The sequence below is a fragment of the Pseudarthrobacter sp. B4EP4b genome (genome assembly GCF_006680095.1).
In the GTDB taxonomy this organism is placed as follows: domain Bacteria; phylum Actinomycetota; class Actinomycetes; order Actinomycetales; family Micrococcaceae; genus Arthrobacter.
Map to the genome: position 1 here is coordinate 119443 of NZ_VHIJ01000041.1, position 13793 is coordinate 133235.

Below are 13793 nucleotides of genomic sequence, written 5' to 3' on the forward strand. Positions count from 1 at the left end.
GATGTTGCAGACGCAAGTCTAGTGCCGGGCGCTAGGCTGATGCCGTGGATATGGACGCGTTCTCCGCCATCAATGCGGACAGGTGGTCCCGGCTGCACGAGCTCGCCTACAAGGCCAGGCTCACCGGGTCCGAGGCAGACGAACTGCTGGCCCTCTACCAGTCAACGTCCGCACATCTGTCCCTTATCCGGTCCCTGGCTCCGGAAAGCGGCCTGTCCGCGTCCCTTTCGGCGACGCTGGCGCAGGCCCGCACCCGTTTCACCGGAGCACGCTCGAACGTGATGGCGGACCTGGCGCGGTTCTTTGTGGTGGCCCTTCCTGCCGCCTTGTACCGCCTCACCTGGCTTACCCTGGCGTGCGGTGCCGTGTTCGTCCTGGTCGGTGCCGTATATGCCTTGTGGATCAGCGGGAATCCCGAGGCGCTGCGGGCAGTGGCATCCGAAGCGGCGGCGCGGCAGTACATCGAGGAAGACTTCATCAACTATTACTCGGAGAACCCTGCCGCATCCTTCGCCGGAGCAGTCTGGACCAACAACGCCTGGATCAGCGCGCAGGCCGTAGCCTTGGGGATCACCGGCGTGTGGGTGCCCATGATCCTGTTCGCCAATGCCCAAGGGGTGGGCATTGCCGCCGGCATCTTCGCCGCGGCCGGCAAGTCCGACGTTTTCTTCAGCTACATCCTGCCGCACGGGCTGATGGAGCTCACTGCCGTGTTTATCGCCTCCGCCGCCGGCCTCCGGATTTTTTGGGCCATGGTGTCCCCGGGCCCGCGCCCCCGGGGAAGGGCCGTGGCCGAGGAAGGCCGGTCATTGGTCACCGTTGCCCTGGGACTGGTTCTGGTGCTCTTCGTCTCCGGCCTGGTGGAAGGGTTCGTGACGCCCAGTGCGCTGCCGGTATGGGCAAAGATCGGCATCGGAGCCACGGTCCTGGGCGGGTACTGGCTTTACGTGGTGGTGTGTGGCCGCCCTGCGTACTTGGCGGGGGAGCGCGGTGACCTTCGCCGTGAGGATGCGGGCTATTCCGACATCACTGCCTGAATCGTTGTAATCCTGCCGGGGTGGTTCCTCGCCCAGCCCGAATTCCGGACGGTAGGCTCGTCAACAGAGAAAACGCGCCGGTGGACCCGGAACCAGGTGCGAAGACCAACGGAAGTGGACGCTGCTGTGAAAGACGAAACTCCTGCCCGCGCCCGGCGAGCCGAGCCGCAGCCGGACCCGATCCTGGACACGTCCGGGGATTCTGCCGAGCCGGCGTTTTCCTGGATGACCGGGGCCACAGACGCTGAACGCCCGGCCAGCGATGAGGCCCGTGAACCCGTCAGCGCAGAATCCGCAAGCGCTCATTCCGGCAGCACCGTTGAACCTGACGGTGTCGCTGAGGCCCACCGCGGCACCCCGCCCCGGGGCGCGGTGGATGCCCACGGTTCCACAGCTGCGGCCGGCGCGGCTGCCCCAGGTACAGGCAAGGTGGAGCAGCCGGAAAGCCGGGCAGACCGCAAAGCCGCTGAGGCCGCCGGCGAAGACCCGGAGGCCTCGTCCAGCCAGGAAAGCTCACCCGTATTCCGTGAGCAGCTGCCCACCTCGGCCCTCCAGGTCCGCCCGCCCCAGGAAGAAGTGGAGCGCCGCAATGCCCAGCGGGAGAGCGCCGCAAACGCCAAACCGGTGGCTCCCCGCGTGATGCAGGTCCTGCTCGCCATCTTCTTCCCGCTGGTTTTGCTGATCCTCGCCGTCCGCGCCGTCACCAGCCCCCTGTTCCTGTGGGTGGAATACAACCGCCCCGGATTTCCCGGCGACGGCTACGGGTTCAGCACCGACGACAGGATGACCTACGGCTCCTACGCCGTGGACTACCTCAGCAACTGGTCCGGCCCGCGCTACCTGGGGGACCTGGTGCACCGCAGCGGGGACAAGTTGTTCAAGGACGGCGAAGTCAGCCACATGGCGGACGTCAAGCTGGTGATCCTGTCCACGTTCGGTGCCGGTGTGCTGCTGGTCCTGTTCTGCCTCATCGCCATCCTGTACCTGCGCAGGCGCAGTTCCGGCGGCGTCCGGAGGGGGCTGTTCGCCGGCTCCCTCATCACGCTGGTGCTGATCCTGGGCCTGGGAACGCTGGCAGTGCTGGGATGGCAGCAGTTCTTCACCGAGTTCCACAGGATCTTCTTCGCCGAGGGCTCCTGGACGTTCAGTATGGATGACACCCTGATCCGGTTGTTCCCCGGCCAGTTCTGGATTGACGCCGGAATGGTGATCGGGGGCCTGGTAGTAGTGACAGCGCTGGTGACCCTGATCCTTAGCTGGCCCACCCGCCGGCGGCGCGGCCTGGTACCGGAGAAAACCGGGGCGGCCGGGCAGCCAGCGGATCAGTCGTAAAGCTTGCCGATTTCGGCTTCGAAATCGCGCACCACGGTGTTGCGCTTCACCTTCAGCGACGGCGTGAGGTGACCGGATTCGACCGTGAACTCCGCGTCCAGCACGGCGATTTTGCGGATGGATTCCGCTTTGGACACCAGCAGGTTCGCCTGGTCCACCGCTTCCTGCACGGCGGCCGCCACCTGTCGATCGCCGGCGGCCTCCCTGATGGACCGGGCCGGCAGGCCGCGCTCCGAGCACCAGTTCTCCAGGCCCTCGGGATCGAGGGTCACCAGGGCTGAGATAAACGGCTTCCCGTCACCCACCACCACGGCATGGCCCACCAGCTGATGTGCCCTGATTTTTTCCTCGAGGGGTCCGGGCGCCACGTTTTTTCCGCCGGCGGTGACCAGCAGGTCCTTCTTCCGCCCCGTAATGGTGAGGAATCCCTGCGGGTCCAGTTCCCCAAGATCGCCGGTACGGAAGAAACCGTCCACAAAAGCCTCAGCGTTCGCTGCCTGGTTTGCGTGGTATCCCCGGAAGACACCAATGCCCTTAACCAGGATCTCCCCGTCCTCGGCTACCCGGATGGTGGTGCCTGGAATGGGGATGCCCACTGATCCCACCCTGGTACGCGCCGGGGTGTTGGCTGTGCACGGAGCAGTGGTCTCGGTCAGCCCGTAGCCTTCCAGGACCGGGATCCCGGCGCCGCGGAAGAAATGGGCGTCCTCCGGGCTCAGCGGGCTGGCGCCGGAAACGGTGTACCCCACCTGGCCGCCCATGGCCTGGCGGAGCCGCGGGTAGAGCAGCCTGTCGAAAATTCCGTGGCGGATCCGGCACAGCAGGCCGGGCCCAATTCCCTCGCCCCGGCTCTTCAAATCCTCGGCACGGGAGTATTCAATGGCCGTGGCGGACGCCGCACCGAACAGCCGGGCTTTGCCCCCTACTGCCGCCTTGTGGGCCGCGGCAGCACGGACCTTTTCAAAGATCCGCGGAACCACCAGGAGGAAGGTGGGCCTGAAGGAGCCCAGGTCTTCCAGGAGCTGCGTTGCGCCCGGCGAGTGCGCCAACGTGGCACCTGCCGTCAGGCAGACCACCTGCACCGCCCGGGCCAGCACATGGGCCAGAGGCAGGAACATCAACGTCCGCGCCTGCTCCTGGAGCAGCAGCTCTGGAAGGAAGGCAACAATGTTCTTGGCCACGAGGGCGAAGTTGCCGTGCGTGATTTCGCAGCCCTTGGGCTTGCCCGTGGTCCCGGAGGTGTAGACCAGGGAGGCGACGTCGTCCAGCACAGCCTTGCTCCGGTGCCGTTCCAGCTCGGCGTCCGTGACGCCCGTTCCTGCAGCGGCGAGGCTTGCGAGGTTGGGGGCATCGCCGTCGAAATCCATCCGGACCACGTTGACCAGCCGGTCCCTTAGCAGGGACGAGCCGGCCAGGACACCCGCGACGAGCTCCACCTTGGCCCGGTTTTCCGCGAACACGCGCCGGACTCCGGCGTCGTGGAGGATCCATTCCACCTGGCTGGCGGAGGACGTCTCGTAAATGGGCACCGTTACTCCGCCGGCGAACCAGATGGCAAAATCCACCAGCGTCCATTCATAGGAGGTGGCCGACATCACCGCCACGGTGTCACCGGGCTCGAGTCCGCCGGCGATGAGCCCCTTGGCAAGGGCGCTGACATCCTGCAGGAACTTCTGCGCCGGAACGTCCACCCAGCCGTTAGGTCCCTTGCGCCGGTACAGGGCACGCGCAGGATTGGCGGCCTCCTGTTCCAGCAACAGGTCAGTGATGTTGCTGGCAGCGTCAAGCTCAACCAGCAGCTCCGTGCTCGCTTCTCTCACAGCAGGTCTCCGTTCCGCTGCCACGCCGCGGCAGCGGCTCCTTCGGGGTCTCCTGACATCCTGCCCTAGATCCAGGACGGCATCCACATCCGGAGCCTCCACTGCTGGTACGGGATGATCTCGGCAGCCCAGACCGGGTAGAAGAAGGCCGACAACAGGATGGCCGCCGCCACAAACACGACCACCAGGTACAGCCCGGACCGGCGGCGCCATGGCGGATCCGTGGTTTTCCCCAGGACCAGGCCCAGGCAGTAGACCAGGGCAAGCACCAGGAACGGTTCGAAGGAGACGGCGTAAAAGTAGAACATGGTCCGTTCGGGGTACATGAACCATGGCAGGTATCCGGCGGCCATGCCGGCAAGCACGGCCCCTGCCCGCCAGTCACGGCGTCCTGCCCACCAGAACAGGAGCACCACCAGAGAAATGGCGGCCGTCCACCAGATCAACGGGTTCCCCACGGACAGGATGGCGGAGGTGCACCGGTCAAAGTCGCAGCCCGGGGTGCCGCGCTCGGGCGACTCATAGAAGAACGACGTCGGCCGGCCCATCACCAGCCAGCTCCAGGCACTTGCCTCGTAGGGATGCTCCGAGCCCAGGCCCTGATGGAACTTGTACGCTTCCAGGTGGTAGTGCGCGAGGGACCGGACCGAGTCCGGCAGCCAGCCCCACTCCGCGGAAGGATTGCTTTGCGCCCAACGGCGGAAGTAGGCGTCCTCGGACCGGAACCAGCCCGTCCAGCTCAGGGCGTAGGCCACGGCAGCAACCGGAACCATGCCCAGGAATGCTGGTACACCGTCTTTGATGATGCCGCCGCTGATCCAGCCGCGGATACCCGCCACCCGGCGCGCATTGAGGTCCCAGAGCACCGTGAGGATACCGAACGCGGCCAGGAAGAACAGCCCGGACCACTTGGTCCCCACGGCGAGGCCCAGGCAGAGGCCCGCCGCAATCCGCCACCAGCGGACCCCCAGCCAGGGCCCGGCCAGGAGCTGGACTGGAGTGGGACGTCCGCCGCTGGCCTCCGTCGCCCGGGCAAGCCTGGCGGCCAGCCGCCGTCGTCCGTCATCCCGGTCCAGCAGCAGTGCGCCGAACGCCGCGAGGACCCAGAACATCAGGAAGATGTCCAGCAGCGAGGTCCGGGACATCACCAGGTGGTGACCGTCCACGGCAAGCAGGAGGCCCGCGGCGCCGGCGAGCGGAAGCGACCCGAAGAGCTTCAGCGCGATGAATGACAGGAGCAGGATGGACAGGGTTCCGGTCAAGGCTGCGGAGAAGCGCCAGCCGAAGGAACTGTCCGGGCCGAAGAGCCACATGCCGGCGGCGATCATCCATTTTCCCACCGGGGGATGGACCACGTATTCGGGCGAGTTCAGGAGCACGCCGGGGTTTCCGGCGTTGAAGGAATCGTTGGCTTTGTCCGGCCAGGCCCGTTCGTAACCGCTCATCAGGAGCGAGTAGGCGTCCTTGACGTAGTAGGTCTCGTCGAAGACGAGCTTGTGCGGTGTTTCCAGCCGGACGAACCGCAGGACCCCGCCCGTCACGGCCGTCAGGACGGGAACCAGCAGGAACCACAGGCGCAGCGACGGCGGGTAGTCGCGCCACTGCTGTCGGTGTCCCAGCAGCCGGGTCAGGAGGGATTCGGCGGTAAATGCCTCGGCCGGGCGGCTGATCCATGGCCGGGCCGGGGCGTTTCCGGGCTGGCCGCCGGCAGCTGGAGAGCTTGTGCTGGACGCCGCGGGTGTGGCGTGTCCGGCCCCGGCTGGCCGCGTCGAGGTCTGCGTCACGAGCCCCATGCTACCTTTTGCGGCTGGCAGCGCTCGCAGCAGTAGGCTGGTGGCGTGGACCCTAACCCCAGCCCCTTCCCTGATTCCGGCATTGCACCCTCCAGCCAGGCCGGTGGAGAACCCGCAGGGGATGCAGCGGTTGCGGCACCGGGCCAAGGGGCCGGGCGCATCGTGCTCGCCGCCACGCCGATCGGGAACGCCGGTGACGCCTCCGCCCGGCTGGTGGAACTGCTGGCGACGGCGGACATCGTTGCCGCTGAGGATACCCGCCGGCTGCACCGGCTCGTACAGAACCTGGGGGTCACGGTGGCAGGGCGGGTGATCAGTTACCACGAGCACAACGAGGCCGCCAAGACCGCCGAACTGCTCGACCAGGTCAGGGCTGGAAAGACGCTCGTTATGGTCACCGACGCGGGAATGCCGTCGGTATCCGATCCTGGCTTCCGGCTCGTGGAAGGTGCTGTGGCGGCCGGACTCACCGTCACCGCTGTTCCCGGGCCATCGGCAGTCCTGACGGCCCTGGCGTTGTCCGGCCTGCCTACCGACCGCTTCTGCTTCGAAGGGTTCCTGCCGCGGAAGGCCGGTGAAAGGGCCTCACGCCTGGCCGACCTGGCCGGGGAGCGGCGGACCATGGTGTTCTTCGAAGCGCCGCACCGCCTCGAAGCCATGCTGCGGGCCCTGCGGGAACGGTTCGGCCCTGAGCGGCGGGTCGCCGTCTGCCGCGAACTGACCAAAACCTATGAGGAAGTCATCCGCGGCTCCCTGGCCGAACTCCTGCAGTGGGCCGAAAGCTCTGAGGTGCGTGGCGAGATTGCGGTGGTGCTGGCAGGGGCACCCGAGCAGGCCGCCGGAACACCGGAGGACCACGTGGCTGCGGTCAACGAGCTGGTGGCGCAGGGCATCCGGCTCAAGGAAGCCGTTGCCGCTGTCGCGGAGGATGTCCGGGTGAGCAAGCGGGAGCTCTATTCAGCGGTTCTGGCTGCCCGCTAAGGCACCCCCGCTTGCCCGCGCTGAGGGCTGTGCAGGTGCACAGCCTTTCCCTCTTGAGGTAGTGCGTAAAGGCGTAGACCGGCCCGCTGCCCGGCAGTAGTCTGGCACTAATCAGCCCGTATCACAGCGGCCGTTCCGGCCACCTGCCCGCGGGCTGCAATAACCCTACTGACGAGGGAGTCATCGTGACTGTCACTGCACAGCCGGCCGTTTCCGCAGAACGCGAAAGCGCCCTTTTGGCCTCTGTTCCCACCGGCCTGCTTATCAATGGTGAGTGGCGGGCCGCCGCTTCCGGCAAGACGTTCGACGTCGAAGATCCGGCCACGGGCAAGGTGCTGCTGAGCATTGCCGACGCCGGTCCCGAAGATGGTGCCGCCGCCCTGGATGCCGCCGCTGCCGCACAGGAGTCCTGGGCGAAGGTCCCGCCCAGGGAGCGCGGCGAAATCCTGCGCCGCGCCTTTGACCTGGTCACCGAACGCGCCGAGGATTTTGCGCTGCTGATGACCATGGAAATGGGCAAGCCCCTGGCCGAAGCCAGGGGAGAAGTGACCTACGGTGCCGAGTTCCTGCGCTGGTTCTCTGAAGAAGCCGTCCGTGCCTTCGGCCGCTACTCCGTCTCCCCGGACGGCAAGTCCCGGCTGCTGGTGACCAAGAAGCCGGTGGGCCCGTGCCTGCTGATCACGCCGTGGAACTTCCCGCTGGCCATGGCCACCCGTAAGATCGCCCCGGCCGTCGCCGCCGGCTGCACCATGGTGCTGAAGTCCGCGAACCTCACGCCGCTGACCTCCCAGCTGTTCGCCGCCGTGATGATGGAAGCCGGCCTGCCCGCCGGCGTCCTGAACGTCATCCCCACCTCCACAGCCGGCGCCACCACCGGACCGCTGATCAAGGACTCCCGGCTGCGCAAGCTCTCCTTCACCGGCTCCACAGAAGTGGGCCGCCGCCTGCTCTCCGACGCCTCCGAAACCGTGCTGCGCACCTCCATGGAACTCGGCGGCAACGCCCCATTCGTCGTTTTCGAGGACGCCGACCTGGACGCCGCCGTCGCCGGCGCCATGCTCGCCAAGCTGCGGAACATGGGCGAGGCCTGCACCGCGGCCAACCGCTTCATCGTCCACGAATCCGTCGCTGCCGAATTCGCGGAGAAGTTCGCCGCGAAAATGCGCGAAATGACCACCGCCCGCGGCACCGAACCGGAGTCCAAGGTGGGCCCGCTGATCGATGCCAAAAGCCGGGACAAGGTCCACGAACTGGTGTCCGACGCCGTTGCCTCCGGCGCCACAGCGGTTGTGGGCGGCGGACCGGTGGAGGGCCCGGGCTACTTCTACCAGCCCACCATCCTCTCCGGCGTCACCGAAGGCACCCGCATCCTGTCCGAGGAGATCTTCGGCCCCGTCGCCCCGATCACCACCTTCAGCAGCGAAGACGACGCGGTACGGCTGGCCAACAACACCGAATACGGCCTGGTGGCGTACGTCTTCACAAAGGACCTGAACCGCGGCATCCGGATGGGTGAAAAACTCGAAACCGGCATGCTCGGCCTGAACGCCGGCGTCATCTCCAACGCCGCCGCGCCGTTCGGCGGCGTCAAGCAGTCCGGCCTGGGCCGCGAAGGCGGCCTCGAAGGCATCGAGGAATACCTCTACACCCAGTACATCGGCATCGCCGACCCCTACGCCGGGTAGGCTACCCGGCGGGCGAAAGCCGCTGCCTGCCCTGGCGCGCGAACCGCTGGATCCCGAGCGCCTGTATCAGGAATCTCCGGACCAGCGCGCAGACCAGGTGCGGGCGGTGGCTTTCGCCGCCTTGCCGACGGCAACCCCGGCAGCCCGGAATGGCACAGCCAGCAGCCGCCCAAACCGTCCAACAACCGACGCCGGCAGCCAGGCTGCCTGCAGCCGGCGCAGCGTGGGGGAGTTGGCCCGGAATGCTGATTCAAGAGCCGCGATGCGGGCAGCGGTGATTTCGCTGCTCCGGGACGCCTTCCGCGCAGTTTCTGGCTGGTCTGCTTCAGGCTCCCCGCCCGACGGCGGCCCGTATTTCTGGCGTTCGAATTCGGCGGTCAACGCGGCCGCTGCCTGGTGGGCGGCCTCGTCCATTCCGCCCGGTTCGCCCAGCAATTGGGAGCCGCACAGCCTGGCCGAGTACGCCCGGGGAGTCTCGCTCGGCTGGGGCGGCAGGCCGTAGTCGGTCCCCAGGTCCACCATTTCGCTCCACGCCAACGGCACGGCAGCGGCGGGATCGGCTGTCCTGAGCCGCCGTGCCCGGATGCCTGCCCGGATCAGCCGGGGGCTTGCGGCAAGCAGCGCAGCCCCCAACAGCGCTCCGATACCTGTCAGCCACGGAAGGAGTTGGCTTCCGGTGTTCGTGATGACACCCGACTCCGGGCCGGGCAGCGGAGCGGCGCTCGGCGCTGGTGCCGGAGCAGGTGTGGCTCCCGGGACTAAATCGTCACCATTGTCCAACGCGTTGGGGGCCGAAGAGGCGGAGGTCTCGGTGGCGTAGTCCGGCACCACGCCGCGGGACGGTGTGGGCTCGAACGGGACCCAGCCCAGCCCCTGGAAGTAGAGCTCCGGCCACGCGTGGGCATCCCTGGCGTCCACCTCGTATTCAGGCAGTGCACCCTGGCCGGCCACGGATACGGTTGCGCCCGTCAGCCTGCCCGGGGCGTAGCCCACTGCGATCCGGCTGGGGATCCCCTCGAGCCTGGCCATCACCGCCATGGCGGACGCGTAGTGGATGCAGTAGCCGCTCTTCTGGTTCAGGAAGTCTGCAAGGACGGAGAGCCCGTTTCCGTCATAGCCGCCCTGCACCGGGGACTGCAGCGAGTAGGTGAACTCCGCGGACCGCAGGTACTTCTGGATGGCCATCGCTTTGTCATAAGGCGTGGAACCGGAACCGGCGACCGTGTCCGCCGTGCTACGGACGATGTCCGGAATGTTTCCCGGAATCCGGGTGAAGTCATCCGCTATGCCCTGCACAGGTGCCGAAGACCTGGCCAGCAGCCCCGCTGTCACCTTCGGAACGGTGGACGTGACCAGGTACTCCTGCCGGCGTGAGGTGGTGTCGGTCCCCCTGATGCTCAAGGTGGCAGGATCCCAGGTCCACCGTCCTTCCAGGCCCCGCACGGATTCCGGTGCGTAGGGGACGGGCAGATAGGGGCTGGTGAATGTCCCGGCATCGATGGCCGTGACCAGCTGCTGCATGTCGGGCACCGCATACCCGGGGTCGATCTGGTTGCCCAGCGGGCGCCGGGAAGCGTTGCGGTCATCGGGGCCCCAGGAGTCGCCGTCGAAATTGTCCACGGTGACAGAACGCAGGTACAGCGGGGCAGGGGAGTTGGTGGCATAGGTGATGCGGCCGCTCCCGGCAGGTGTCCGCAGGCTGTTGCCCAGCGTGATCATAGGATTCAGGCCGGTGGACTGGCCCCATGGATTAATCCGCGAGCCTTGGGGGAAGGTGCCCTGGTCGAATCCCGGAATGGCCAGCGGCAGCACCAGGGTGGCGGCCACCGCCACCGCCCCGGTCAGGACTGCCCGCCGGGCCTGGCCGGGACTGCGCGCGGAATCGGCCGGTGTCCGCGCGTCCGGCACGTACCACTGGCTGCAGGCCAGGATCATCAGGTACCCGGCCACAACGGCTGCAAATGCCCAGAAGCCCACGCTTTGAGGCTTGATCATTGCCGGCACCACCAGGATGGCCAGCAGCCCCACTCCGGTGGCGGCGGGCATGCCGAGTGGTACGGCCAGTGCATCCACCAGGATGACGGCCAGGCCCAGGACCACGCAGATGACCATCACGATGCCCACGTTGGGTGCCACGGGGGCCGTTTCGGAGAGAACGGTTTCGCTGGCGCGGCGGATCAGCCGGTCAAGCTCGGACAGGCTGGCTCCGGTGGGAAGGATGCCCGCGAAACTGGAGCTGCGGAAGAACGTCAGCGTCAAGATGGCGGCCAGGGAAAGGAATCCGCCGGCGGTCACCAGCAGCGGTTGCGCCCTGACCGAACGCAAGACCGCGAGCGTGAGGCTGACCACCAGTACCGTGGTGAGAACCGGCCAGTACCAGGCCCAGCCCCGCAGCACTCCGTTCAGCGACACAGCCGCGCCTGCCACCGCGAACGCAATGGACCCTGCCATCACCCACGGATAGGCCCCTACCCGTGGGCGTCCCGGCGTTCCTGCCGGTGCCGGCTGTTGCCGGTCAGTCCCGGGCTTCCTTGCAGGTGCAATGGTCATCGGGCCACCCCGGCTCCGCGCCGGACCTCCGCCGCCGGTGGTTCCGGCACGGCAGGATCCTGGTCGAACTGGTTCCAGGCCGCCGCCACGGATACGCTGGGCGCCACGGCCGCAGCCCGCCAGCCTCCCTGCCGGAGCTTTTCAAGGGCATCCTCGAACTCCGCCGGCCGCTCCGCCACCAGGATGGCAAAGGCGTTGGTACCGTAGCCTGCGGCGGGCGCAAGGGACAGCGCCTCCAGTGCCGAGATCCTGCCCAGGACGGCAATCACCGGGCCCCGCATGCGGTGGGCGGAGAGCTTGTCCATGAGGTTGTCATCAAAAGGCGGGGGTCCTGCCCCCTCCTGGCCATGGGATTCCCTGGCGCCAAAGAAGTCCCCGCGGCCCGCCCCGCCGTGCAGGTGGTGGGGTCCGGTGAGCTGGATTGCGGCGAGGCTCTCGGCGATGGACTGGAGCCCGGAGGCTCCGGTGTACTCTTCCAGCTCGGGTTCCGGAGCGGAGGGCGAACGCAGGAAAGCAGGTTCCCCGCGCGCATCAAGGAGCCGCAGTGCGTAATTGCGTTCGGAAAGGTGGGCACTGATGGACATCGCGGCTACCACCGCCCACTCGAAGGTATCGCTGCTGATCATGGTGTGGCCGTCCTGGGCCGCGTTTCCTGCCGGGGCGGCGCCGGAGCTGCCGGAGAACGCCCCGAACCGGTGATCCAGGATGATGGTGGCCTCAGGCGTGGTGACGGATTCCTCCTGCCGCACCATCAGCTCGCCGTGGCGCGCGGTGGCAGCCCAGTGGACACGGCGCATCGGATCCCCGTGCCGGTATTCGCGGGTCATCACGTCGTCATCGCTGGGGTTGGCCCGGATCCTCGTGGCAGTAACGCCGTCGTTGCCCCGTGCCCCGGCCAACCCGGTCAACGGAAGGACGACGGCCGCAGGCGTCACGGTGAGGGTGTCGCCGTCGTCAATGGCCTGCCGGTGCAGCGACAGGCCGAACGGATCGGTGAACTCCGCTGTGACTGGCCCGATCAGGAACTGGCCGCGCTGGGCGGAGCGCAGGTGGTACTCATACCTGCTGGTGCCGCCGGTGGCGGAACGCGAAGGGAAGCGGAAGGCCGGTGACTCGCCGAACCGGGGCGGCAGCCGTTCCTCCATGGTGGCGCGGCCGGTAGCGGACCCCGTCCGGGCCACCGCAAGCCTGACCGTGGTGGGCGCGGACGTCTCTACAGGTGAGGGGTTGAATTCGCGGTACACCTGGAACCGTGGTTTCACCAGCCGGATCCCGGCGAGGGAAACCAGCGGGAGGACAAAGAGGAGCACGGCAAGGCTCAACAGGTCCCTGCGGCCCATGACCTGGGCCGCGGCAAGCGCTGCTGCCCCCGCGGCCAGCATTCCCCAGCCGCGTTGCGTGAAGAGGTGTCGGGGCAGTCGGTCCAGCAGCGCCATGAAGTCCGCCTAGTGGTTCCTGCTTAAACCTGCCACCGGAGCGTTCCGTCCGGCGGGCGCGGAAGCCCTTGCCCCGGTATCCGCCGGCTTCTGCGCCACCGGCAGCCGGGACAGGATGCCGCGCAGGACGCTGTGTGCGGTTTCCCCGGCACCTGCCGCTTTCCGGTCCAGGATGATCCGGTGTGCCAGGACAGCCTCGGAGACGTCCACAACGTCATCCGGCAGGACAAAGTCGCGGCCGTCCAGAGCCGCAGTGGCCTTCGCGGCGCGCAGCAGCTGCAGCATGGACCGGGGGCTGGCCCCGAGGCGAAGCAGCGGGCTTTCCCGGGTTGCGCGGCCCACGGACACCGTATATTCCTTGACAGCCTGCGAGACGTAGACCTGCTGGACCGTGGCGATCATGGCGGCCACCTCGGCGGTGGTCACCACCGGGGACACCTTGGCCAGCGGTGACGCCGACTGGTGGGTCTCCAGCATCTCGATCTCGGATTCCTTGTCCGGGTATCCCATGGAGATCCGGGCCATGAAGCGGTCCCGCTGTGCCTCCGGCAAGGGATAGGTGCCCTCCATTTCGATGGGATTCTGCGTTGCCACCACCATGAACGGCTCATCCAGGCGGTAGGACTTGCCGTCCACCGTCACCTGGTGCTCCTCCATGCACTCCAGCAGGGCGGACTGGGTCTTCGCTGACGCCCGGTTGATCTCGTCGCCGATGACAATGTTGGCGAAGACCGCGCCGGGCCGGAATTCGAAAAGCCGGGAGGACTGGTTGTAGATGGACACACCCGTAACGTCGGAGGGAAGCAGGTCCGGGGTGAACTGGATCCGGTTCACCGTGCAGTCGATGGTCCGGGCGAGCGTTTTTGCCAGGAGCGTCTTGCCCACCCCCGGTACATCCTCCAGCAGCAGGTGGCCCTGGGCGAGCAGCACCGTCAATGCGAGCTTCGCGGCATCCGATTTCCCGTCGATGACCGTATTGACGGTGGTCAGGATCCGGTGGCTTGCCTCGTGGAAGGACGTGGCATCCATGGCAGCTGACCGGTGGCCGTTCAGGTGGCTTACGGGCTCTGCGATTCCTGCGAGATTGCGGTTCGCAGCGCTCACATCGTTGGCAGTGCGTCGGTGGGATTCCATCGGCAACCTTTCAGCCCGGGGTTCA

At 67.3% G+C, this 13793-nt stretch carries 9 protein-coding genes; 4 read left to right on the top strand and 5 right to left on the bottom strand.

The window, feature by feature from the left end; translation table 11 throughout:
* Positions 1 to 44 precede the first annotated feature (44 nt).
* Both FNL14_RS15995 and FNL14_RS16000 read left to right on the top strand, forming a co-directional pair.
* Positions 45 to 1037 carry a stage II sporulation protein M gene (locus FNL14_RS15995; RefSeq protein WP_181762676.1) on the top strand — a complete coding sequence of 331 codons (993 nt, stop codon included), beginning with the start codon at positions 45 to 47 and terminating at the stop codon, positions 1035 to 1037.
* A 126-nt stretch (positions 1038 to 1163) separates the two neighbouring features.
* On the top strand, positions 1164 to 2369 hold the full coding sequence (locus FNL14_RS16000; protein ID WP_142061800.1) for a TIGR01906 family membrane protein: 1206 nt from the start codon (positions 1164 to 1166) through the stop codon (positions 2367 to 2369).
* Here the strand turns inward: FNL14_RS16000 and FNL14_RS16005 are convergent.
* Together FNL14_RS16005 and FNL14_RS16010 are read right to left on the bottom strand one after the other, a co-directional pair.
* On the bottom strand, positions 2360 to 4189 hold the full coding sequence (locus tag FNL14_RS16005; protein WP_142061803.1) for a long-chain fatty acid--CoA ligase: 1830 nt from the start codon (positions 4187 to 4189) through the stop codon (positions 2360 to 2362). The two genes, FNL14_RS16000 and FNL14_RS16005, sit on opposite strands and share 10 nt — an antisense overlap.
* A 65-nt stretch (positions 4190 to 4254) precedes the next feature.
* Complete coding sequence (locus tag FNL14_RS16010; protein ID WP_142061806.1) at positions 4255 to 5982, bottom strand: dolichyl-phosphate-mannose--protein mannosyltransferase; 1728 nt, start codon at positions 5980 to 5982, stop codon at positions 4255 to 4257.
* Positions 5983 to 6027: 45 nt separating this feature from the next.
* Here FNL14_RS16010 and rsmI point away from each other — a divergent pair, with 45 nt between their 5' ends.
* Positions 6028 to 6963: a 16S rRNA (cytidine(1402)-2'-O)-methyltransferase gene (gene rsmI, locus FNL14_RS16015; protein ID WP_142061809.1), complete on the top strand. Its 936-nt coding sequence runs from the start codon at positions 6028 to 6030 to the stop codon at positions 6961 to 6963.
* A gap of 185 nt (positions 6964 to 7148) precedes the next feature.
* Positions 7149 to 8648 carry an NAD-dependent succinate-semialdehyde dehydrogenase gene (locus FNL14_RS16020; RefSeq protein WP_142061812.1) on the top strand — a complete coding sequence of 500 codons (1500 nt, stop codon included), beginning with the start codon at positions 7149 to 7151 and terminating at the stop codon, positions 8646 to 8648.
* A 66-nt stretch (positions 8649 to 8714) separates the two neighbouring features.
* On the opposite strand, the gene FNL14_RS16025 is transcribed toward FNL14_RS16020, so the two are convergent.
* The 3 genes from FNL14_RS16025 to FNL14_RS16035 are packed head-to-tail and all read right to left on the bottom strand — an operon-like array spanning position 8715 to position 13768.
* Positions 8715 to 11198, bottom strand: coding sequence for a DUF3488 and transglutaminase-like domain-containing protein (locus tag FNL14_RS16025; RefSeq protein ID WP_142061815.1), 2484 nt, complete (start codon positions 11196 to 11198; stop codon positions 8715 to 8717).
* On the bottom strand, positions 11195 to 12634 hold the full coding sequence (locus FNL14_RS16030) for a DUF58 domain-containing protein (RefSeq protein WP_142061818.1): 1440 nt from the start codon (positions 12632 to 12634) through the stop codon (positions 11195 to 11197). Before FNL14_RS16030 ends, FNL14_RS16025 begins: the two co-directional genes overlap by 4 nt.
* 9 nt (positions 12635 to 12643) lie before the next feature.
* Entirely contained in the window at positions 12644 to 13768 is a 1125-nt protein-coding gene (locus tag FNL14_RS16035) for a MoxR family ATPase (protein WP_142061821.1), read from the bottom strand.
* Positions 13769 to 13793 lie beyond the last annotated feature (25 nt).